We start from the raw sequence: 20,352 nt of genomic DNA on the forward strand, positions 1-20,352 counted from the left end.
ATCCGTCCCGCCGGGCCACACAGGTGTGGCCGGAGGACGTTCAGAGCGGGTGACAGGAATCGCACACTGCGCCTCCCCCTTGGAAAGGGGGCGCTCTACTACTGAGCTACACCCGCGTGACCTGGGGGTTCGTCCGGTTTCCCGGCCGCGCCCCTCGGCGTGATCCAGACTCTAGCTGATCATCCGGGGTGGTTGGCAAGTCGGCTCAGTCGGCGGAGTTGAAGGCCTCGTACACGCGCTTGGGGATGCGGCCCCGCGGCGGGACGTCCATGCCGTTCGAGCGGGCCCACGCGCGGACCGCCGCCGGGTCGGGCGCGACGGAGGTGCGGCGGTAGACCTTGCCGGAGCGGGACTGCTTGCGGCCGGCCTCCAGGTAAGGCGTGAGGATCGCCCGCAGTTTCTTCGCATTGGCAGTGTTGAGGTCGATCTCGTACGACTTGCCGTCGAGGCCGAAGGTAACCGTCTCCGCGGCTTCCCCGCCGTCGATGTCGTCGGAGAGAGTGACCACTACGCGCTGTGCCACGAATATCGGTCCTTTCAGCGGGCACCGCCGCCGTGAACTGCGGAGATGCACTGGTTCCGGATGTTCCGGATCCGTTCCGGGTCAATGGTTATTCATTTGTACAACGAAGGGCATTGCAAAGTGAAGCCCAGTTAATTCGGTCCGAGTGGTGCTTCGCAATCAGGACCGTACGTTTTTCCCGGGATTTTTCCAGGGCGTCCCCGGTGTCGATGCGTAAACGTGACAGGACGCCCAGCATATCTATGCGCGTAGATTTTTCGGGACTGTACTCTGGCCGTACCGCTTCAGCTCACGCACCACACACCGGGAGTGCCAGTGGCACGCGTCGTAGTCGACGTCATGCTCAAGCCGGAGATCCTCGACCCGCAGGGCCAGGCGGTGCAGCGCGCGCTGCCTCGCCTGGGTTTCGAGGGGATCGCCGACGTCCGTCAGGGCAAGCGCTTTGAACTCGAGGTGGAGGGTCCGGTCGACGACGCCGCCCTCGCCCGAATCCACGAGATGGCGGAAACGTTTCTCGCCAACACCGTGATCGAGAACTTCACCGTGCGGGTCGACTCGTGACTGCACGCGTAGGAGTCATCACCTTCCCCGGCACCCTGGACGACCGCGACACCCAGCGCGCCGTCCGGATCGCCGGGCTCGAGCCCGTGCCGCTCTGGCACCGCGACAAGGACCTCAAGCAGGTTGACGCCGTGGTCCTGCCCGGCGGTTTCTCCTACGGCGACTATCTGCGGGCGGGTGCCATCTCCCGCTTCTCGCCGGTCATGGAAACCGTCATCGACCAGGCCAGGGGCGGCATGCCCGTCCTCGGTATCTGCAACGGCTTCCAGGTGCTCACCGAGAGCCACCTGCTGCCCGGCGCGATGCTGCGCAACAACCACCTGCACTTCATCTGCCGCGAGCAGAAGCTGCGGGTGGAGAACGCGGACACGGCCTGGACGTCCGACTACGAGGCGGGCCAGGAGATCTCCATCCCGCTGAAGAACATCGACGGCCGCTACGTCGCCGACGAGCGCACCCTCGACGAGCTCGAGGCGGAGGGCCGCGTCGCCTTCCGCTACCTCGGCGGGAACCCCAACGGCTCGCTGCGTGACATCGCGGGCATCACCAACGAGGCGGGCAACGTCGTCGGCCTCATGCCGCACCCCGAGCACGCCGTCGAGCCGCTGGTCGGCACCGGCCGCACCGACGGCCTCGGATTCTTCACCTCGATCCTGAGGAAGCTGGTCAACGCCTCATGACCCTCGACACCGTCAAGCACGCCGACGAGACGCCCGACGTCGAGCAGCCCTGGGCCGAGCTGGGCCTGAAGCAGGACGAGTACGAGCGCATCCGTACGATCCTGGGCCGCCGTCCCACCGGCGCCGAGCTCGCCATGTACTCCGTGATGTGGTCCGAGCACTGCTCCTACAAGAGCAGCAAGGTGCACCTGCGCCAGTTCGGTGAGAAGGCCCCCGAGAACGACGCCCTGCTGGTCGGCATCGGCGAGAACGCCGGTGTCGTCGACGTCGGCCAGGGCTACGCGGTCACCTTCAAGGTCGAGTCGCACAACCACCCGTCGTACATCGAGCCCTACCAGGGCGCGGCCACCGGCGTGGGCGGCATCGTCCGTGACATCCTCGCGATGGGCGCCCGCCCGGTCGCCGTCATGGACCCGCTGCGCTTCGGCGCCGCCGACCACCCCGACACCAAGCGCGTCCTGCCGGGCGTCGTCGCGGGCATCGGCGGCTACGGCAACTGCCTGGGCCTGCCCAACATCGGCGGCGAGGTCGTCTTCGACGCCTGCTACCAGGGCAACCCGCTCGTCAACGCCCTGTGCGTCGGCGTGATGAAGCACGAGGACATCCACCTCGCCAAGGCCTCCGGCGCCGGCAACAAGGTCATCCTCTACGGCGCCCGCACCGGCGGCGACGGCATCGGCGGCGTCTCGGTCCTCGCGTCCGAGACCTTCGACGACTCGAAGCCCACCAAGCGCCCCGCCGTCCAGGTCGGCGACCCCTTCCAGGAGAAGCTCCTCATCGAGTGCACCCTGGAGATCTTCCGCGAGGACCTGGTCGACGGCATCCAGGACCTCGGCGGCGCCGGTCTGTCCTGCGCCACCAGCGAGCTGGCCAGCGCCGGCTCCGGCGGCATGCGCGTCGAGCTGGACCGTGTGCCCCTGCGCGACGCGACGCTCTCGCCCGAGGAGATCCTCATGAGCGAGTCGCAGGAGCGCATGTGCGCGATCGTCGAGCCCGGCAAGGTCGACCGCTTCCTCGAGATCTGCGAGAAGTGGGACGTCATCGCCACCGTCATCGGTGAGGTCACCGACGGCGAGCGGCTGGAGATCTTCTGGCACGGCGAGCAGATCGTGGACGTGCCGCCGCGCACCGTCGCCCACGAGGGCCCGGTCTACGAGCGCCCGTACGCCCGCCCGGACTGGCAGGACGCCCTCCAGGCCGACGACGCGAACAAGCTGGCCCGCCCGGAGACCGCCGAGGAGCTGCGCGAGCAGGTCCTGAAGGTGATCTCCTCGCCGAACCAGGCGTCCAAGTCGTGGATCACGGACCAGTACGACCGGTTCGTGCAGGGCAACACCGTCCTCGCACAGCCGGAGGACTCGGGCATGGTCCGCATCGACGAGGACACCGACCTCGGTGTCGCCGTCGCCACGGACGGCAACGGCCGCTACGCCAAGCTCGACCCGTACGCCGGTGCGCAGCTGGCGCTCGCGGAGTCCTACCGCAACGTGGCCGCCTCCGGCGCCCGCCCGCTGGCCATCTCCAACTGCCTGAACTTCGGCTCCCCCGAGGACCCGGCGGTCATGTGGCAGTTCGCGGAGGCCACGCGCGGTCTGGCGGACGGCTGCCTGGAGCTGGGCACCCCGGTCACCGGCGGCAACGTCTCGCTCTACAACCAGACCGGCGAGACCGCCATCCACCCGACCCCCGTGGTCGCGGTGCTCGGCGTCATCGACGACGTCAACCGCCGTACGCCGATCGCCTTCTCCGACGAGGGCCACCTGCTCTACCTGCTGGGTGACACCAAGGAAGAGCTGGGCGGTTCGGCCTGGTCCCAGGTGGTCCACGACCACCTCGGCGGTCTGCCGCCGGCCGTGGACCTGGGCCGGGAGAAGCTGCTCGCGGAGATCCTCATCTCGGCCTCCCGCGACGGCATGATCGACGCGGCGCACGACCTGTCGGACGGCGGCCTGATCCAGGCCCTCGCCGAGTCGTGCCTGCGGGGCGGCAAGGGTGCCCGGATCGTCGTCCCCGACGGCATCGACCCCTTCGTCTTCCTCTTCTCCGAGTCCGCGGGCCGTGCGGTCGTCGCGGTCCCGCGCAGCGAGGAGCTCCGCTTCACCGACATGTGCGGAGCGCGGGGCCTGCCCGCCGCCCGCATCGGTGTCGTCGACGGCGAAGCGATCGACGTCCAGGGGCAGTTCGTCCTTCCGCTGGCCGAACTGCGCGAGGCCCACGAGGCCACGATCCCCGCGCTGCTCGCATAGCCACCACGTCCTTCCCCGGTGGCACGGCCACCGGGGAAGGACGCCGGGCGGGCTTTTCCGGTCACCGGACCCGCAGGCGCACCGCCAGCAACACGGCCACGACCATCGCTCCGGCCGCACACAGGAACACCGTGTCGACCGAGGCGGTGAAGGCCCGTATCGCCTGGGCATGGGCCTCGCCGCCGAGCGAGGCTATGCGGCCCGCCGAGCCGCCGGGGCCCCTCGCCTCGTACACCCGGGCCAGCACCGTGCCGAACAGGGAGGCGCCCAGCGCGCCGCCCAGGGTCTGGAAGAAGCGGATTCCCGTGGTCGCCACGCCCAGTTGGCGGACCGGTGCGTGCTGCTGCGTGAGCTGGATCAGCTGGCCGAGCAGCTGGCCGAAGCCCACCCCGAGGAGCAGCAGCGCCGCGCCGACGACCCACAGGCCGGTGCCGGTGCCGAGGGTCGCGAGCAGCCCCATCGCCGCGGCCGAGACGGCCGTTCCGGTGACCACGAACCTCTTCGGCGGCCAGCCGCGCGCTGCGAGTCTGCCGGTGACGATGCCCGTGGCGGAGATGCCGGCGGCCATGGGGAGCAGGAACAGGCTCGCGTCCGTGGCGGCGATGCCGCGCACGAGCTGCAGATAGACGATCACGTAGACGAGCGATCCCATCAGCGCCATCCCGGTGAGCGCCTGCAGCGCGAACGAGATGCGCAGCACAGGGATCTTGAACAGGGACAGGGGCAGGACGGGCTCGGCGGCCGTGGCCTGGCGCCGGAGGAAGAGGCCGAGCAGCAGCACGCTCGCCGCGATCAGCCCGAGGACGGTGGGGGAGCCCCACGCGTACTCCTTGCCGCCCCACTCGGTGACCAGGAGCAGGGCCGTGGAGAAGGCTGCTGCGAGACCGGCGCCGAGGAAGTCGATCCGGTGGCGCGAGCCGTGGTGGGGGAGCTTGAGGACGACGGCCGCCGCGGCGACCACGGCGATGCCGATCGGCAGGTTCACGTAGAACACCCAGCGCCAGTCGGCGTGATCGGCGAGGACGCCGCCCAGCACGGGCCCGAGCGCCATGCCCGCGCCCGCCACGATGCCGCCGATCCCGGCGCCGCCGCCCTTGCCCCGGCCGCCGGAACCGCCGGAACCGCCGCTCCCGCCCCCGGCTTCGGCCGCTCCCGCCTGGAGCTGGGCGATCACGACCATGGTGACGCTCATCAGCCCTCCGCCGCCGATGCCTTGGACGGCGCGGAAGGCGATCAGCTGCTCCATGGACTGCGCGGCCCCGCACAGCGCCGAGCCCGCGAGGAAGGCGGCGACGGCGCCCAGGAACACCCGGCGCGCGCCGTGGGTGTCGCACAGCTTGCCGTAGAGCGGCAGGACGGCGGTCGAGGCGAGGGCGAAGGCGCTGATCAGCCACGGGACCCGGTCGAGGCCGTGCGCCGGGTCGAGGTCGCGGACGATCGGGACGGTGACGGCCGAGACGATGTTCTGGTCGAGCACGGCCAGGAGCATCGTCGCCATGCAGACGACGAAGGCGACCTTGCGCTGCCCCGCGGTCATACGGGGAACGGCCGGCTGATCGCCCGGCGCCGGAGCGCCCGGAGCCTCCCCTCCCGCAGGGCCCCGCTCCGCGGTCAACCGCCCCGCCGTTGTGGATGAACGCACCCTTCTTCCCCCTCCGGAGTCGGTCGTGAACGCCGACGGAAGCGGCGCGTCATCACCATGCCCCGCGAACATGTACCGAGTCAATTCTTCTATCGGGTAAGTTTGTCGGCCTGGTCAAAGTTTCATCCTGGTACAGTCAGGTCATGACCGAAGGCCTGAGCCTGCGCGAGCGCAAGAAGATCCAGACCCGGCGCACTCTCTGGAAGACCGCCGCGAAGCTGTTCCTTGAGCGCGGTTACGACCAGGTGTCGGTCGCCGAGGTCGCCCTGGCCGCCGAGGTCTCGAAGATGACGGTCTTCAACTACATGTCCTCCAAGGAGGATCTGGTCCTCGGACCCATGCAGGAGCACATCGGCGACGCCGCCCGCGCCGTGCGCGACAGGCGCCCCGGCGAGTCCGTCGTCGCCGCCTTCCGCAGGAACTTCATGGCAGCCCTGCATGCCCACGACGCGTCCGTCGGCATGAGCGACGAGCCCCACGTGCTCCAGATGCGCCGGCTGATCCAGGAGACCCCGGCCCTCCTCGCCCGGGCGCACGAGTACGCCCGCCGCGCCCAGATGCTCCTGGCCGAGGAGCTGGCCGCCGGCGCGGAGGGGGCCGACGCCGAGCTCGCTCCCGTGGTCGCCGCCCAGCTGATGAGCGTTCGCTACGCCGTCCACGAGTACAACCACCGGCGCCTGTTCGCGGGAGAGTCGGCCGAGGATGTCCTTCCCGGGGCGGTCGACCTCGCGGAGCGCGCCTTCGCCCTGGTCGAGCACGGGCTCGGGGACTTCGGATCACTGCCGGCCGGAGCCGAATAGGGTCGGGCCCATGCCTCCCGCCCCGCGCAAGCCCCGTCCCCGCAGCTACGACCCCGCCAAGGTGCGGACCGCCGTCACCGCTCAGCTCGTCCACGTACGGGAAGCGGTCGCGGGCCTGGACGAGGCGCAACTGGCACTGCCGGCGCGCTCGGGGGAGCGGACGGTCCGCGAGCTGATCGCCGACATCGCCGCGGGCGTGGACCTCGTGGCCCGCCTGATCGAGGAACCGGCCCCGCCCGCGCGGAAGATCACCGCCGTGGAGTGGGTGATCGCGGACCACCGCGCCGAGACCGCGGCCCGCACCGAGATCACCCGCGGCGCCGCGGAAGCCGCCCCGGACACCGCCCCCGAAGCCCTCCTGGCCGCCGTAGCCGACCGTTTCGCCGCCCTGGCCGCCGCCACCCCTCCGGACCGCCTCCTCGCCGCCCCCGGCGGCGCCGTCCGGCTGGACGACTTCCTGGTCACCCGCTGCGTGGAACTGGTCGTCCGCACCGGCGATCTCGCGGCGGCCCTCGGCGCCGGGATCCGTTACGACCGCCAGGCTTTGGCCAATGCCACCCGTCTCCTTGCCGATGCCCTCGCGGCCAAGGCCCCGGGCGGCTCCGTGGAGGTCCGCATCCCGCCCTTCGCGGTGGTCCAGTGCGTGGCGGGCCCCCGGCACACCCGTGGCACCCCGCCCAATGTCGTCGAGACCGATCCGCTCACCTGGCTGCGCCTGGCCACCGGGCGCGCGGACTGGGCGACCGCGTTGGACGCCGCCGAGATCAGCGCGAGCGGCGAGCGCGCGGACCTCTCCGCGGAACTCCCTTTGGTGGAATGAACAAAAGATCGCCGAGCAGCGATTCGCCTTCCCGTAAAGGTAATTCGCTGTGCGCGTCGAGTGGCTGTGCGTGGTGTGAGCCATCACCGGTCGTCCCCGGTTCGGATGAACCTCCTCCCTGCCATAGACTCAAGGTGTGCCTCGTGGTGACGGACGACTCAGCCACGACCTGCTCCCCGGCGAGAAGGGCCCCCAGGACGCTTGCGGCGTCTTCGGTGTCTGGGCTCCGGGTGAAGAGGTCGCCAAACTCACCTATTTCGGGCTGTATGCGCTGCAGCACCGTGGACAGGAGTCCGCGGGCATCGCAGTGAGCAACGGCTCCCAGATCCTCGTTTTCAAGGACATGGGACTGGTTTCCCAGGTCTTCGACGAAACCTCCCTCGGCTCCCTCCAGGGCCACATCGCGGTCGGTCATGCCCGCTACTCCACCACCGGAGCCTCGGTGTGGGAGAACGCCCAGCCGACCTTCCGGGCGACCGCCCACGGGTCGATCGCCCTGGGTCACAACGGCAACCTGGTCAATACGGCCGAGCTGGCCGAGATGGTCGCCGCCCTCCCCAAGGAGAACGGCCGGGCCACCCAGGTCGCTGCGACCAACGACACCGACCTGGTCACGGCCCTGCTCGCGGGCCAGACCGACGCCGAGGGCAAGCCGCTGACCATCGAGGAGGCGGCCGCCAAGGTCCTTCCCGACGTCAAGGGCGCCTTCTGTCTCGTCTTCATGAACGAGCACACGCTCTACGCCGCCCGTGACCCGCAGGGCATCCGCCCGCTGGTCCTCGGCCGCCTGGAGCGCGGCTGGGTGGTGGCCTCCGAGACGGCCGCCCTCGACATCTGCGGCGCGACGTTCGTCCGCGAGATCGAGCCCGGCGAGCTCATCGCCATCGACGAGCACGGCGTGCGCACCAGTCGCTTCGCCGAGGCCCGCCCCAAGGGCTGCGTCTTCGAGTACGTCTACCTGGCCCGCCCGGACACCGATATCGCGGGCCGGAACGTCTACCTTTCCCGGGTGGAAATGGGCCGTCGGCTCGCCGCCGAGGCCCCGGTCGACGCCGATCTGGTGATACCGACGCCGGAATCCGGCACTCCGGCCGCCGTCGGTTACGCGGAGGCCAGCGGCATTCCGTACGGCACCGGCCTGGTCAAGAATTCCTACGTCGGCCGGACCTTCATCCAGCCGAGCCAGACCATCCGCCAGCTCGGCATCCGGCTCAAGCTCAATCCGCTCAAGGAAGTCATCAAGGGCAAGCGCCTGGTCGTGGTCGATGATTCCATCGTCCGCGGCAACACCCAGCGCGCACTCGTCCGGATGCTCCGCGAGGCGGGCGCCGCCGAGGTGCACGTGCGGATCTCCTCCCCGCCGGTGAAGTGGCCGTGCTTCTTCGGCATCGACTTCGCCACCCGCGCGGAGCTGATAGCCAATGGCATGAGCGTCGAGGAGATCGGCCGGTCGCTGGGCGCGGACTCCCTGGCGTACATCTCCCTGGACGGCATGATCGAGGCGACCACCATCGCCAAGCCGAACCTGTGCCGCGCCTGCTTCGACGGTGAGTACCCCATGGCGCTCCCCGACCCCGAGCTGCTCGGCAAGCAGCTCCTGGAGACCGAGCTGGCCGGTGGCGCGGACGCCGCCGATGCGCTCCGTCGTCCGTAAACGCCTCCGCAGTACCGAACGACACGAAAGTTCTCAAACTCATGTCTGAGACCACCGGTGCCAGCTACGCAGCCGCGGGCGTCGACATCGAAGCGGGCGATCACGCCGTCGAGCTGATGAAGAAGTGGGTCAGGAAGGCCACCCGTCCGGAGGTCGTCGGCGGCCTCGGCGGCTTCGCCGGGCTCTTCGACGCCAGCGCGCTCAAGCGGTACGAGCGTCCCCTCCTGGCCTCCGCGACCGACGGCGTCGGCACGAAGGTCGACATCGCCCGCCGCATGGGCGTCTACGACACCATCGGCCACGACCTGGTCGGCATGGTCGTGGACGACCTGGTCGTCTGCGGCGCCGAGCCGCTCTTCATGACCGACTACATCTGCGTCGGCAAGGTCGTCCCCGAGCGGGTCGCCGCCATCGTCAAGGGCATCGCCGAGGGCTGTGTGCTCGCGGGCTGCGCCTTGGTCGGCGGCGAGACCGCCGAGCACCCCGGCCTGCTCGGGCCGGACGAGTTCGACGTGGCCGGCGCGGGCACCGGTGTGGTCGAGGCCGACCGCGTGCTGGGCGCCGATCGCATCCGTAAGGGTGACGTCGTCCTGGCGATGGCCTCGTCCGGACTTCACTCGAACGGGTACTCACTGGTCCGCCATGTGCTCTTCGACCGGGCCGGCTGGGAGCTGGACCGTGAGGTTCCGGAGTTCGGCCGCACCCTCGGCGAGGAGCTGCTGGAGCCCACCAGGATCTACTCGCTGGACTGCCTGGCGCTCACCCGTACGGCCGAGGTGCACGCCTTCTCGCACATCACCGGCGGCGGTCTCGCCAACAACCTGGCCCGGGTCGTCCCGGACCACCTCCACGCCACCGTCGACAGGGCCACCTGGACGCCGGGCGCGGTGTTCGACACCGTGGGGCGGCTCGGCGGCGTCGAGCAGCTGGAGCTGGAGAAGACGCTGAACATGGGCGTCGGCATGATGGCGGTCGTGCCGCCGGAGGCCGTGGACGTGGCCCTCTCGGTCCTCGCGGACCGGGGCGTGGACGCCTGGGTCGCGGGTGAGGTCACCGAGCGCGGCGATCACGCCGAGGCCGTGGCCCTGACCGGGGCCTACGCCCGCTGAGGCGACGCCGGGAGCAGCCTTGAGCGCACGCTGCACGGGGGCGGCCGCCCGGACCGGAAGGTCCCGGGCGGAGCCGCCCCGGGCAGCACAGAACCCGGTCCGAGGCGGGGCCTCGAACCGGGTCAGTGGGAGTTACAGCGTCAAGCGCGGCGACGGTAAGGAGAGTCGGACGGAGCCTGCTCGTCCTCGTCCTCATCGTCGTTGTAACGACTTGCGTACTGAGCGTACGGGTCGTCATCCAGCTCATCGTCCTTGTCGAGCGGCTCGCTGTTCGGCGGCTGCTTCGTCGGCGATGCGCCCAGCTCATTGGCCAGACGTGAGAGGTCGGTCCCGCCGCTGTTGTACTTCAGCTGGCGGGCGACCTTTGTCTGCTTGGCCTTGGCCCGGCCGCGCCCCATGGCTCGACCCCCTCAATGACGGGGCTCGACGGCCCCAGAGTCTTGACACGCGTTCACGTTCATGAGTCAGAGCGGACCCCCGTAGAGGGATCCGGCCTGTAGGGCTTCAACGGTACCTGCTTCCGCGGCCATACGGTACGTCGCCCGCATGACGTGCCACGCAGCACAACCCTAGGGGAGCCCCGTCCCCGCTGGTCAGCTGCGATTTTAACGTGTCTTGTGCCCCGACCCGCCGATGGGTGGTGAGAGATGTCTCGCTCACCACCTCATCGGACGGGCCTGTAGGGACCGCTAGGGGCGCTCGGCCCGCCCGGTCGGCCGCGCGGTGTCCGCCGACCGGTCACCCCTCGTGCGCAAGGCGCCCTTACCGGACGGTTTTACCGGGCGGTAGGCACGCTCGTGGCGGCCGCCCGGGCCTCGGCCATGCGCTGCTCGGCCAGCCGGTCGGCGGCCGCGGCGGGCGGGATGCCGTCGGCCTTCGCCCGATCGAATATGGCCAGAGTCGTGTCGAAGATCTGATTCGCCTTGGCCTTCGCGCGGTCGAAGTCGAACCCGTGCAGTTCGTCGGCCACCTGGATCACTCCGCCGGCGTTCACCACGTAGTCGGGCGCGTAGAGGATGCCGCGGTCCGCGAGGTCCTTCTCGACGCCGGGGTGGGCCAGCTGGTTGTTGGCCGCGCCGCAGACCACGCTCGCGGTCAGGGCGGCCACCGTGTCGTCGTCGAGAGCGCCGCCGAGGGCGCAGGGGGCGTAGACGTCGAGCGGGGTGCGGACCAGGACGCCGGCGTCCGTCACCGCACTGACCTGCGGGTGACGGGCGAGGATGCGCTCCACGGCCTCCGTGCGGACGTCGGTGATCACGACCTCCGCGCCGTCCTCGACCAGGTGCTCCACCAGGTGGTGGCCGACCTTCCCGACGCCCGCGACGCCGACCCGGCGGCCGCGCAGCGTCGGCTCGCCCCACTGGGTCTGCGCGGCGGCGCGCATGCCCTGGAAGACGCCGAAGGCGGTGAGCACCGAGGAGTCGCCGGCGCCGCCGTTCTCGGGGGAGCGGCCGGTGGTCCAGCGGCACTCGCGGGCGACGACGTCCATGTCCTGGACGTAGGTGCCGACGTCGCAGGCCGTCACGTACCGGCCACCGAGGGAGGCCACGAAGCGACCGTAAGCAAGGAGGAGCTGTTCGGTCTTGATCTGATTCGGATCGCCGATGATCACGGCCTTTCCGCCGCCGTGATCCAGGCCCGCCAGCGCGTTCTTGTAGGACATGCCGCGGGAGAGGTTGAGGGCGTCCAGCACCGCGGCCTCTTCGGAGGCGTACGGATAGAACCGGGTGCCGCCGAGGGCGTCGCCCAGGGCGGTGGAGTGGATGGCGATCACTGCCTTCAGGCCGCTCTCGCGGTCCTGGCAGAGGACGACCTGCTCGTGGCCGCCCTGATCGGACCGGAACAATGTGTGCAGCACGCCGTCAGCTTCTGGGGATCCCCCCTGCACGGAGTGCTTGGGGGAGGGACGTACGTCAGTCACTGTGGTGACTCCATATGTCGCGGAGGTCGCCCGCCGGGGGTGGTGGAGGGCCGGTTGGCAAGAGGGTAAGACCTGTCGGCCCGGGGAGCCGGTCCCGTGCGGAGGATCACTCTCCCGGGGAGCGGCGCCATGGGACGATTTGCGCGGTACGGGGAGGGTTCGGCAACTCCCTGCGGTGTCCTGCGGTTTGAGGGGAGCACGTGTGGGCTCGGCTTCGTCGGTGACTGTCCCGTACGCGGCGTACCTGCGGGTCTACGAGCCGCTGGGTGCCTTTCCGGAGCCGGAGCGCACGCACTGGGAGCGCTACGCCCGGCGGGAGGCGCTCCCCTGCGCCCAGGACGAGCTCCGGCGCTCGCTCGCCGATCTCCTGCCCACCCCGCCCGTGCCGGTCCCGGTGCACGAGAGCGGCGACGCCTTCGTGACCGTCCAGGACGGGGTGCTGTGCGTATGCCCCTGGCGCACCAGGCTGCGCGGCTGGCTGGCGCTGGGGGAGCTGCCCGAGAGCCTGCCCGCGCCCGTCCTGGACGCGGCGCTGCCGCCGGTGGTGCGCCGGCAGGCGGAGGCCGACTACGAGCGCTGGCAGGAGCGCAACCCCGACGCCCGGCCGTGGATCCGCACGGCCACCTGGCAGGTGCCGCTGCGCTGGTTCGTGCTCTTCTCGGACGAGGAGCGTGAGTACGGCAAGAGGGGCGAGTACGCCGACGGCGGTGAGCCGGACCGCGGCGGCCGGCAGGGCCGGGACGGGCTCGTGCTGCGCTACCGGACGCCGATGGTGCAGGCGAGACGCCGGGTGGCGCGGGGGCTGCGCACGCTCAAGGACGCCATCGACGAGGGCCCGCTGATCGACGGCCTGGTGGACGTGGGCCGGTGGCTCGAGGAATTCCACCCGCGCTCCCTGGTGGAGCTGGACTACGGCGGCCTGGTGCATATGGTGCCCGAGGCGCAGCTCGCCGAGGATCATTCCGCCGGGGACACGGCGGAGGGGCTCGCGGCGTTGCGCGCGGGGGATGGAGTGCGCGCGGGGAGGGCGTACGAGCGCTTGACGGAGCGCTGGAGCGCCGTACGCAACCGGCAGTACGCCAATTGAAGTCTTGGCGGCAGAAGCCCCGGGACCTAGGTCCCGATCCGGGCCATTGCGGCAACCGTGACCTAACGCACTTTCGTCAGGTCTTGCGCCCATCGCCCATCCGCGTGGCAAAATAGGACAAGGAGTCCGGGAAGGGCTCCTTCCGTCCAACTACGGGCGGATTGATCGGTATTGCGCTCCTTGACGGGTCTGGTGACCCCTGATCCCGCTGTGACTGATCGTCACGGCGGCGTGACTGTCCGCTATGGCATGGTCCATCGGCTTCCGTCGAGGTTGAACACCTGAGAGGGCAATTCCATCGGTTTGGCCGACGTGGCTGGACAGATGGTGTAGTTGTAGTGCCGAGGACAAGCCGTTCGTCCTATAACCGACTCGGCCCGCGTCCGCCATTTCGGGCAACGCGGGTCAAGGTGCAGAATTTAGAGGAAAGAACCGACTCCACGTCAGGTTCTCCCGAGGAGGCCGCTCATGACCGCTCGCACCCCTGATGCCGAGCCGCTGCTGACCCCGGCTGAGGTTGCCACGATGTTCCGCGTGGACCCGAAGACGGTCACCCGTTGGGCCAAGGCTGGCAAGCTCACGTCCATCCGCACGCTCGGAGGACACCGCCGTTACCGCGAAGCGGAGGTCCGCGCCCTGCTGGCGGGCATTCCGCAGCAGCGCAGCGAGGCCTGAACAACCGCATCACCGGGCGTTTTCCGGGGCCCCCAACCCGGCCTGCGCCCAGCTAGCTCCATCTGAAGCACCATCTGGCTACAAGCGACCGGCACCTGCCCCAACAGGTCCGAAGCCCACCGACTTGGGCGAGTCGTCGATCGCGCTGGACTCCGCCGGGTCCAGCGCGATCTTTTTTATGCCCGCGCGTCCCCCGCACGTCCCCGTATACCCCTCGCACGTTCCTCGAGCGTCCCTCGACGGCTGTGCCCGACTGTGGGCAGCGGACGCCGTCGGCGCGCCCGTACGGACCCGTGGGCCCACCCTTTCGGGTGGAGTGCAATTGCACATATTAAATTGACCCGTTGTAGGCCAGGGGTAAGTTCCCTCGGTCGGGAAACTCTTTCGGTGACTCCCATCACAGTGCGACGTGCTTGTCACTCACCGTGCCGCTGCGGTAAAGAGCCCGGTGGGCGTGTGCACACATCCGCTCCGCGGCCGACTGCCGCCGGAACAGGCGCCGTTGGTCACCCGGAAGCCGCCCCCGCCTCCCCGGCACCCCTGGGCTCGGGCAGGGGCCCCGCCGCGGCCTCTTGGGCGAGCCGTAGCAGCCGGTGGCACACGGCGCAGTGGCGGGTCAGGTGGCGATAGCCCGAGGCGCCCGAGGCGGCGGAGAGATGGGCGCGCAGCAGCGCCCGCGTCTCGTGCCTGATGCTCTCGGTCCGTTTGGCCTGGGTCCGGGTGGTGGTTGTCGTCATGGAGCGCAGCACCTCCACTGTCTGGGTACCCCTGGCACGTGTCCCAGTCAAGGTCGAACGCGAGAAGGGCCGGATCCCTGAGGGGATCCGGGCCTTCAACCGATGCGGTCCTGACGGGATTTGAACCCGCGGCCTCCACCTTGACAGGGTGGCGAGCACTCCAAACTGCTCCACAGGACCTTGCTTGCTTGCCGCTCTCGCGGGCTTGCGAGACAGACTCTACAGCAGGTCAGGGGGTGCGGTCGAACCCGATCGCGGACGCGGCCCCCGAACGGGTCCCGCAGCGCGGCGGAGGCCCGCCCGCACCCCTGCGCCCCCTAGGGCGCCAGCTGATCGATGGCCTTCACGATCCGCTTGTCCGACACCGGGTGCGCCGTCCCCAGGGCGTGGGCGAAGTAGCTCACGCGAAGCTCCTCGATCATCCAGCGGATGTCGAGCGCCTCCTGGGGCACCGGGCGCCCCTTGGGGAACTGCTCCAGCAGCCACGCGTACTCGTCCTGCATCTCCTTCACCTTCGCCATCCGGGCGCGGTCCCGGTCGGCGTTGGAGGGGAGCTGGGTGAGCCGCCGGTCGACCGCCACGAGGTAGCGCAGCAGGTCCGGCAGCCTGCGCACGCCGTGGGCGGTCACGAAGCCCGGCTTGATGAGCCCCGCCAGCTGCTCCTTGACGTCCGACAGGGAGGACATCAGCGTCAGGCTCGTGGTGGCCTTCAGCCGGCGCTCGCACGCCTGCCAGGCGGCCAGCACCTCCTGCACCTTGCGGATGGCGTCCAGCGTGGCGTCCACGATGTCCGCCCGTACCGCGTCGAAGAGCTTGCGGAAGGATTCTTCGTCCCAGACGGGCCCGCCGTGCGCCGCCATGAGCTTGTCGGCCGCGCCCGAGACGCAGTCCTCGAAGAGCGCCTGCACGGAGCCGTGGGGATTGCGCGACAGGGCGAGCTTCTGCTGGTTGCCGAGCTTGTCCTGGGCGAATTTCGCGGGGTTGGACGGCAGGTTCAGCAGGATCAGCCGGCGGGTGCCCCGCCACATGGCCTCGCGCTGCTCCGGCTCGGTGTCGAAGAGCCGCACCGCGACCGAGGAGCCCTCGTCCACCAGCGCCGGATACGCCTTGACCGGCTGGCCGGCCCGCCGCGTCTCGAAGGTGCGCGGCAGGGTGCCCACCGTCCAGGACGTGAGTCCCGAGCGCTGCTCCGGGGCGCCGCCGGTGCCGCCGGCCCCCGCGGCCCCGGCGGCCTGCTCGAAGGCCTTGGAGATCGCCGCCTGCGTCTTCGGCTTGAGCCGCAGCCGCAGCGCCTCCAGGTCCTTGTCCTCGGCGATCTTGCGACGCCGCTCGTCGACGACCCGGAAAGTGATCTTCAGGTGCTCGGGGACTTTGCCCAGGTCGAAGTCCTCCGGGTCCAGCCGGACCGCCGTCATCCGGTGCAGCTCACGCGCCAGCGTGACCGTCAGCGACTCCTGCAGCGGGACCGCACGGTCCAGGAACGCCTTGGCGAAATTCGGCGCCGGCACGTAATTCCTGCGGATCGGCTTGGGCAGCGAACGGATCAGCTCCGTCACCAGGTCCTCGCGCAGCCCCGGGATCTGCCAGTCGAAGCCCTCGGCCGAGACCTGGTTCAGCACCTGCAGCGGAATGTGGACGGTCACGCCGTCCGCGTCCGCACCCGGCTCGAACTGGTACGTCACCTTGAACTTCAGCCGGCCCTGCCGCCAGGAATCCGGATAGTCGTCCTTGGTGACGGCCTCCGCGTTCTCGTTGATGAGCATCGACTGCTCGAAGTTCAGCAACTCCGGCTCGTCGCGCCGCTTGTGCTTCCACCACGAGTCGAAGTGCGCGCCGGACACGACGTGTTCGGGCAGCCGCTGGTCGTAGAAGTCGAAGAGCGTCTCGTCGTCCACCAGGATGTCGCGGCGGCGGGCGCGGTGCTCCAGCTCCTCGACCTCGCCGAGCAGTTTGCGGTTGTCGTGGAAGAACTGATGCTGCGTGCGCCAGTCGCCCTCCACCAGGGCGTTGCGGATGAACAGCTCGCGGCTGGTCTCCGGATCGATCCGGCCGTAATTGACCTTCCGCTGGGCGACGATCGGCACGCCGTACAGCGTCACCCGCTCGTACGCCATGACGGCCGCCTGCTTCTGCTCCCAGTGCGGCTCGCTGTAATTGCGCTTCACCAGGTGCTGGGCGAGCGGCTCGATCCATTCCGGCTCGACCTTGGCGTTGACCCGCGCCCACAGCCGCGAGGTCTCCACCAGCTCCGCCGACATGACCCAGCGCGGCTGCTTGCGGAACAGCGCCGAGCCCGGGAACACGGCGAACTTCGCGCTGCGGGCACCCAGGTACTCGTTCTTCTCGGTGTCCTTCAGACCGATGTGGGAAAGCAGGCCCGCGAGCAGCGACTGGTGGATGCGGTCCGGGGCCGCGTCCTCCTCCGCCAGGTGGACGCCCATCTGCTTGGCGACCGTCCGCAGCTGCGCATAGATGTCCTGCCATTCCCGTATGCGCAGATAGTTCAGGAACTCGGACTTGCACATGCGCCGGAACGCCGACGACGACAGCGCCTTCTGCTGCTCGCGCACGTAGCGCCACAGGTTCAGGAAGGCGAGGAAGTCGCTCGTCTCGTCCTTGAAGCGGGCGTGCTGCTGATCGGCCTGCGCCTGCTTCTCCGAGGGCCGCTCGCGCGGATCCTGGATGGACAGCGCGGCCGCGATGACCATGACCTCGCGGACGCAGCCGTTGCGGTCGGCCTCCAGGACCATGCGGGCCAGACGGGGGTCCACCGGCAGCTGGGCGAGCTTCCGCCCCGACGGCGTGAGCCGCTTCTTCGGATCCTTCTGCGCGGGATCCAGCGCCCCCAGCTCGACCAGCAGATCCACGCCGTCCTTGATGTTGCGGCGGTCCGGCGGGTCGATGAACGGGAACTTCTCGATGTCGCCGAGCCCGGCCGCGGTCATCTGCAGGATGACGGAGGCCAGGTTCGTACGGAGGATCTCCGCGTCCGTGAATTCCGGGCGGGCGAGGAAGTCGTCCTCCGAGTACAGCCGGATGCAGATGCCGTCCGACGTACGGCCGCAGCGGCCCTTGCGCTGGTTCGCACTCGCCTGGGAAACCGCCTCGATCGGCAGGCGCTGGACCTTGGTGCGGTGGCTGTAGCGCGAGATCCGGGCGAAACCCGGGTCGATCACATAGCGAATGCCCGGCACCGTCAGGGACGTCTCCGCGACGTTCGTGGCGAGGACGATCCGGCGGCCCGTGTGCCGCTGGAACACCCGGTGCTGCTCGGCGTGCGAGAGGCGGGCGTAGAGCGGCAGGATCTCGGTGAAGCGCAGCTTCTTCTTCTCCAGGGCGTCCGCGGTGTCGCGGATCTCGCGCTCGCCGGAGAGGAAGACCAATATGTCGCCGTCGCCCTCGCGCTGCAGCTCGTCCACCGCATCGCAGATCGCCGTGATCTGATCGCGGTCGGAATCACCGGAATTCTCTTCCAGCAGCGGCCGGTACCGCACCTCCACCGGATAGGTGCGCCCGCTGACCTCGATGATCGGCGCGTCGCCGAAGTGGCGCGAGAACCGCTCGGGGTCGATGGTGGCCGAAGTGATGACGACCTTGAGGTCGGGGCGGCGCGGCAGCAGCTGGGCGAGGTAACCCAGGATGAAGTCGATGTTGAGGCTGCGCTCGTGCGCCTCGTCGATGATGATCGTGTCGTACTGGCGCAGCTCGCGGTCCGTCTGGATCTCGGCGAGCAGGATGCCGTCCGTCATCAGCTTGACCAGCGTGTTCTCGCCGACCTGGTCGGTGAAGCGGACCTTCCAGCCGACCGCCTCGCCCAGCGGGGTGCGCAGCTCCTCCGCGACGCGCTCCGCGACCGTGCGGGCGGCGATCCGGCGGGGCTGGGTGTGCCCGATCAGGCCCCGGACGCCGCGGCCGAGCTCCATGCAGATCTTGGGGATCTGGGTGGTCTTGCCGGAGCCCGTCTCGCCCGCGACGATCACGACCTGGTGGTCGCGGATCGCCGCCAGGATCTCGTCCTTCTTCTGGCTGACGGGCAGCTGCTCGGGATACGTGACGGCCGGCACGGCGGCGCGGCGGTCCGCGACGCGCAGCTCGGCCGCGTCGACCTCCGCCGTGATCTCGGCCAGGACGGCCGAACGGGCCTCGGGCTTGCGGATGCGGCGGGCCCCGTCGAGCCGCCGCCCCAGGCGCTGCGCGTCGCGCAGTGTCAGCTCGGGCAGGCGGGCGGCGAGGTCGGCGAAGGCGGCGGGGGCGGCAGGCTGCGTAGACATACGAAGTCCAGGATCGCACCACGCGCCGGGAAGCGGCGAACCCATTTAGGGGCGCGGTGGCGCCCCCACGGGCCGCCCGGAGGCGCCGGGCTCCACTGTGCCGGGGAAAGCCCGCCGCGCTCCACGTGCCTCGGGAAAGCACTGAGCCCCTCGTCGAAGACGAGGGGCTCACTGTGGCTGGGGCCGGGGTCGAACCGGCGACCTTCCGCTTTTCAGGCGGACGCTCGTACCAACTGAGCTACCCAGCCACGCAAGCATCGAGATGCTTGCAGCGGTCCTGACGGGATTTGAACCCGCGGCCTCCACCTTGACAGGGTGGCGAGCACTCCAAACTGCTCCACAGGACCTTGCTATGTGCGAGCACTAGTCTCGCACACGGTACAGCGTGCCCCCAACGGGATTCGAACCCGTGCTACCGCCTTGAAAGGGCGGCGTCCTGGGCCACTAGACGATGAGGGCTGATGGCCCACCTGGGCGCTTCGCAGCGCCTCGGGGACGTGAGAAGCATATGGGATGGAGAGGGGGAACGCCAAAACGGTTTCCCGGAGGCGGCGAGACGGGGCGTCCGGGGGTCGGGGACGGGGGATTGCAGGGCGGCGCAGGGGCCGTGCGGAGGGTCGTGCCGGACAATGGCGAGCGTGCTGGAGATGACGCGCGAGGAGTTCGAGGAACTGGTCGCCGAGGCCCTGGACCGGATCCCGCCGGAGCTGACGCGGCTGATGGACAACGTCGCGGTGTTCGTCGAGGACGAGCCCCCGGCGGAGGACCCGGAGCTGCTCGGCCTCTACGAGGGGACGCCGCTGACCGAGCGCGGCGAGTGGTACGCGGGGGTCCTGCCGGACCGGATCACCATCTACCGCGGGCCGACGCTGCGGCTGTGCTCCTCCCGGGAGGAAGTGGTGGAGGAGACGGAGGTGACCGTCGTCCACGAGGTCGCCCACCACTTCGGCATCGACGACGAACGGCTGCACGCGCTCGGCTACGGGTGAGCCGGGGTCGCAGGGCCGCAATAGGCCGTAGTAGGGCCGTAGGGGCCTAGGGGGCTCGGTCGCGGGCCGGGCGGCCGGGCGCCCGTACGCGCTCGGCGGCCGGTCAGCGGGTAAAGAGCCGGTCAGGTGACCGCACGGCGCGCGTGTCCTGGGCGGGGCGGTCCCAGTTGGGCAGTGCGCCTGTCCCATGCGTTGCCGATGCGGCCCGTACGCGTCGCCGATGCGACCCGTAGCCCTAAGGCGGTCCCCGATGCCCCCCACCTCACCCCGCGCAGCCGTCACCCGGATCGCGGCCGTCGCCGTCGTGGTCCTGGCCCTCGGGGGGTGCATGAGCGTGAGCGACCCGGAGCGGCCCGCTCCGTCGCCGGGTGCGGGCAAGCAGCGCGAGGCGGGGCCCGAGCCGGACGGCGGGGTGCGGCTGCCCGGGGGGCGGCCGGGGCAGGCGGACGCGCGCTCGGCGCGGGGCGCGAGCGGCAGCCCGTCGGCCAGGAGCGCGGCCACCCCGTCCTCGTCGGCGACGCCCTCGGCCTCGCCCGCCGGGGCCTCGCCGGACGCCCGCACCGGCAAGCCCGGCAAGAAGCCCAAGCGGCCGGACGGCGGAGCCGGCACGGCGCCCACGCCGGGCCGCCCGCCCGCT

17 protein-coding genes and 5 tRNA genes are annotated in these 20,352 nt (G+C 70.2%); 11 read left to right on the forward strand and 11 right to left on the reverse strand.

From position 1 onward, the window contains the following. Positions 1-44: 44 nt before the first annotated feature. Positions 45-116: transfer RNA gene (locus ACSNOG_RS24900), tRNA-Gly, on the reverse strand. Between the two features lie 89 nt (positions 117-205). Then, positions 206-523 (reverse strand): histone-like nucleoid-structuring protein Lsr2, encoded by a 318-nt coding sequence (locus ACSNOG_RS24905; protein WP_058047532.1) that lies wholly within the window; start codon positions 521-523, stop codon positions 206-208. 315 nt (positions 524-838) lie between these two features. On the opposite strand from ACSNOG_RS24905, the gene purS reads away from it, so the two are divergent. The 3 genes from purS to purL are packed head-to-tail and all read left to right on the forward strand — an operon-like array spanning position 839 to position 4,010. Next, on the forward strand, positions 839-1,084 hold the full coding sequence (purS, locus tag ACSNOG_RS24910; protein WP_030367046.1) for a phosphoribosylformylglycinamidine synthase subunit PurS: 246 nt from the start codon (positions 839-841) through the stop codon (positions 1,082-1,084). After that, positions 1,081-1,764, forward strand: coding sequence for a phosphoribosylformylglycinamidine synthase subunit PurQ (gene purQ, locus ACSNOG_RS24915; protein WP_436754942.1), 684 nt, complete (start codon positions 1,081-1,083; stop codon positions 1,762-1,764). Before purS ends, purQ begins: the two co-directional genes overlap by 4 nt. Continuing rightward, positions 1,761-4,010 (forward strand): phosphoribosylformylglycinamidine synthase subunit PurL, encoded by a 2,250-nt coding sequence (purL, locus tag ACSNOG_RS24920; protein ID WP_436754943.1) that lies wholly within the window; start codon positions 1,761-1,763, stop codon positions 4,008-4,010. The genes purQ and purL overlap by 4 nt, the downstream gene beginning before the upstream one ends. Before the next feature lie 61 nt (positions 4,011-4,071). Here the strand turns inward: purL and ACSNOG_RS24925 are convergent, their stop codons facing one another. After that, positions 4,072-5,547, reverse strand: a complete 1,476-nt coding sequence (locus tag ACSNOG_RS24925; RefSeq protein WP_436754944.1) for an MFS transporter — start codon at positions 5,545-5,547, stop codon at positions 4,072-4,074. A gap of 248 nt (positions 5,548-5,795) precedes the next feature. On the opposite strand from ACSNOG_RS24925, the gene ACSNOG_RS24930 reads away from it, so the two are divergent. The 4 genes from ACSNOG_RS24930 (at position 5,796) to purM (ending at position 10,035) form a co-directional block, all read left to right on the forward strand. Then, a complete protein-coding gene (locus ACSNOG_RS24930; protein WP_436754945.1) occupies positions 5,796-6,452 on the forward strand; it encodes a TetR/AcrR family transcriptional regulator in 657 nt (218 codons plus the stop codon). A gap of 10 nt (positions 6,453-6,462) precedes the next feature. Next, the gene (locus ACSNOG_RS24935; protein ID WP_436754946.1) at positions 6,463-7,272 is read left to right on the forward strand and encodes a sterol carrier family protein; all 810 of its coding nucleotides are present in this window, start codon (positions 6,463-6,465) and stop codon (positions 7,270-7,272) included. Between the two features lie 136 nt (positions 7,273-7,408). After that, positions 7,409-8,926: an amidophosphoribosyltransferase gene (gene purF / locus ACSNOG_RS24940; RefSeq protein ID WP_436754947.1), complete on the forward strand. Its 1,518-nt coding sequence runs from the start codon at positions 7,409-7,411 to the stop codon at positions 8,924-8,926. Between the two features lie 41 nt (positions 8,927-8,967). Next, a complete protein-coding gene (purM, locus tag ACSNOG_RS24945; protein WP_436754948.1) occupies positions 8,968-10,035 on the forward strand; it encodes a phosphoribosylformylglycinamidine cyclo-ligase in 1,068 nt (355 codons plus the stop codon). Between the two features lie 140 nt (positions 10,036-10,175). On the opposite strand, the gene ACSNOG_RS24950 is transcribed toward purM, so the two are convergent. Further along, the gene (locus ACSNOG_RS24950) at positions 10,176-10,433 is read right to left on the reverse strand and encodes a DUF3073 domain-containing protein (protein ID WP_106677550.1); all 258 of its coding nucleotides are present in this window, start codon (positions 10,431-10,433) and stop codon (positions 10,176-10,178) included. A 377-nt stretch (positions 10,434-10,810) separates the two neighbouring features. Then, a complete protein-coding gene (locus ACSNOG_RS24955) occupies positions 10,811-11,956 on the reverse strand; it encodes a Leu/Phe/Val dehydrogenase (protein ID WP_436754949.1) in 1,146 nt (381 codons plus the stop codon). Between the two features lie 202 nt (positions 11,957-12,158). Between ACSNOG_RS24955 and ACSNOG_RS24960 the strand changes: the two genes are divergently transcribed. Together ACSNOG_RS24960 and bldC are read left to right on the forward strand one after the other, a co-directional pair. Further along, positions 12,159-13,043 carry a hypothetical protein gene (locus ACSNOG_RS24960; protein WP_436754950.1) on the forward strand — a complete coding sequence of 295 codons (885 nt, stop codon included), beginning with the start codon at positions 12,159-12,161 and terminating at the stop codon, positions 13,041-13,043. A gap of 468 nt (positions 13,044-13,511) precedes the next feature. Then, on the forward strand, positions 13,512-13,718 hold the full coding sequence (gene bldC, locus ACSNOG_RS24965) for a developmental transcriptional regulator BldC (RefSeq protein ID WP_003949541.1): 207 nt from the start codon (positions 13,512-13,514) through the stop codon (positions 13,716-13,718). A gap of 506 nt (positions 13,719-14,224) precedes the next feature. Here bldC and ACSNOG_RS24970 read toward each other — a convergent pair. The 6 genes from ACSNOG_RS24970 to ACSNOG_RS24995 form a co-directional block, all read right to left on the reverse strand. Next, positions 14,225-14,455 carry a DUF6274 family protein gene (locus ACSNOG_RS24970; RefSeq protein ID WP_436754951.1) on the reverse strand — a complete coding sequence of 77 codons (231 nt, stop codon included), beginning with the start codon at positions 14,453-14,455 and terminating at the stop codon, positions 14,225-14,227. A 105-nt stretch (positions 14,456-14,560) separates the two neighbouring features. Beyond that, positions 14,561-14,635: transfer RNA gene (locus ACSNOG_RS24975), tRNA-Asp, on the reverse strand. A 137-nt stretch (positions 14,636-14,772) separates the two neighbouring features. Beyond that, positions 14,773-18,726, reverse strand: coding sequence for an ATP-dependent RNA helicase HrpA (hrpA, locus tag ACSNOG_RS24980; RefSeq protein ID WP_436754952.1), 3,954 nt, complete (start codon positions 18,724-18,726; stop codon positions 14,773-14,775). A gap of 174 nt (positions 18,727-18,900) precedes the next feature. Further along, a tRNA-Phe gene (locus tag ACSNOG_RS24985) sits at positions 18,901-18,974 on the reverse strand. A 24-nt stretch (positions 18,975-18,998) separates the two neighbouring features. Next, positions 18,999-19,073, reverse strand: a tRNA-Asp gene (locus ACSNOG_RS24990). A gap of 39 nt (positions 19,074-19,112) precedes the next feature. Continuing rightward, positions 19,113-19,185 (reverse strand) — tRNA-Glu (locus ACSNOG_RS24995). Positions 19,186-19,364: 179 nt separating this feature from the next. Here ACSNOG_RS24995 and ACSNOG_RS25000 point away from each other — a divergent pair. Both ACSNOG_RS25000 and ACSNOG_RS25005 read left to right on the forward strand, forming a co-directional pair. Further along, positions 19,365-19,715, forward strand: coding sequence for a metallopeptidase family protein (locus ACSNOG_RS25000; RefSeq protein WP_058047578.1), 351 nt, complete (start codon positions 19,365-19,367; stop codon positions 19,713-19,715). 250 nt (positions 19,716-19,965) lie between these two features. Then, positions 19,966-20,352 (forward strand): hypothetical protein (locus ACSNOG_RS25005; protein WP_436754953.1); only part of this gene is annotated, 387 nt, incomplete at its 3' end.

This window comes from Streptomyces sp. URMC 124, from assembly GCF_051386455.1.
GTDB lineage: Bacteria > Actinomycetota > Actinomycetes > Streptomycetales > Streptomycetaceae > Streptomyces.

Bases quoted from the DNA above. Each gene is read 5' to 3' on its own strand.
- ACSNOG_RS24935 (WP_436754946.1), top strand. From the start codon at position 6,463: ATGCCTCCCGCCCCGCGCAAGCCCCGTCCCCGCAGCTACGACCCCGCC.
- ACSNOG_RS24925 (WP_436754944.1), bottom strand. From the start codon at position 5,547: ATGACCGCGGGGCAGCGCAAGGTCGCCTTCGTCGTCTGCATGGCGACG.
- purL (WP_436754943.1), top strand. From the start codon at position 1,761: ATGACCCTCGACACCGTCAAGCACGCCGACGAGACGCCCGACGTCGAG.
- ACSNOG_RS24930 (WP_436754945.1), top strand. From the start codon at position 5,796: ATGACCGAAGGCCTGAGCCTGCGCGAGCGCAAGAAGATCCAGACCCGG.
- ACSNOG_RS24950 (WP_106677550.1), bottom strand. From the start codon at position 10,433: ATGGGGCGCGGCCGGGCCAAGGCCAAGCAGACAAAGGTCGCCCGCCAG.
- ACSNOG_RS24970 (WP_436754951.1), bottom strand. From the start codon at position 14,455: ATGACGACAACCACCACCCGGACCCAGGCCAAACGGACCGAGAGCATC.
- hrpA (WP_436754952.1), bottom strand. From the start codon at position 18,726: ATGTCTACGCAGCCTGCCGCCCCCGCCGCCTTCGCCGACCTCGCCGCC.
- bldC (WP_003949541.1), top strand. From the start codon at position 13,512: ATGACCGCTCGCACCCCTGATGCCGAGCCGCTGCTGACCCCGGCTGAG.
- purM (WP_436754948.1), top strand. From the start codon at position 8,968: ATGTCTGAGACCACCGGTGCCAGCTACGCAGCCGCGGGCGTCGACATC.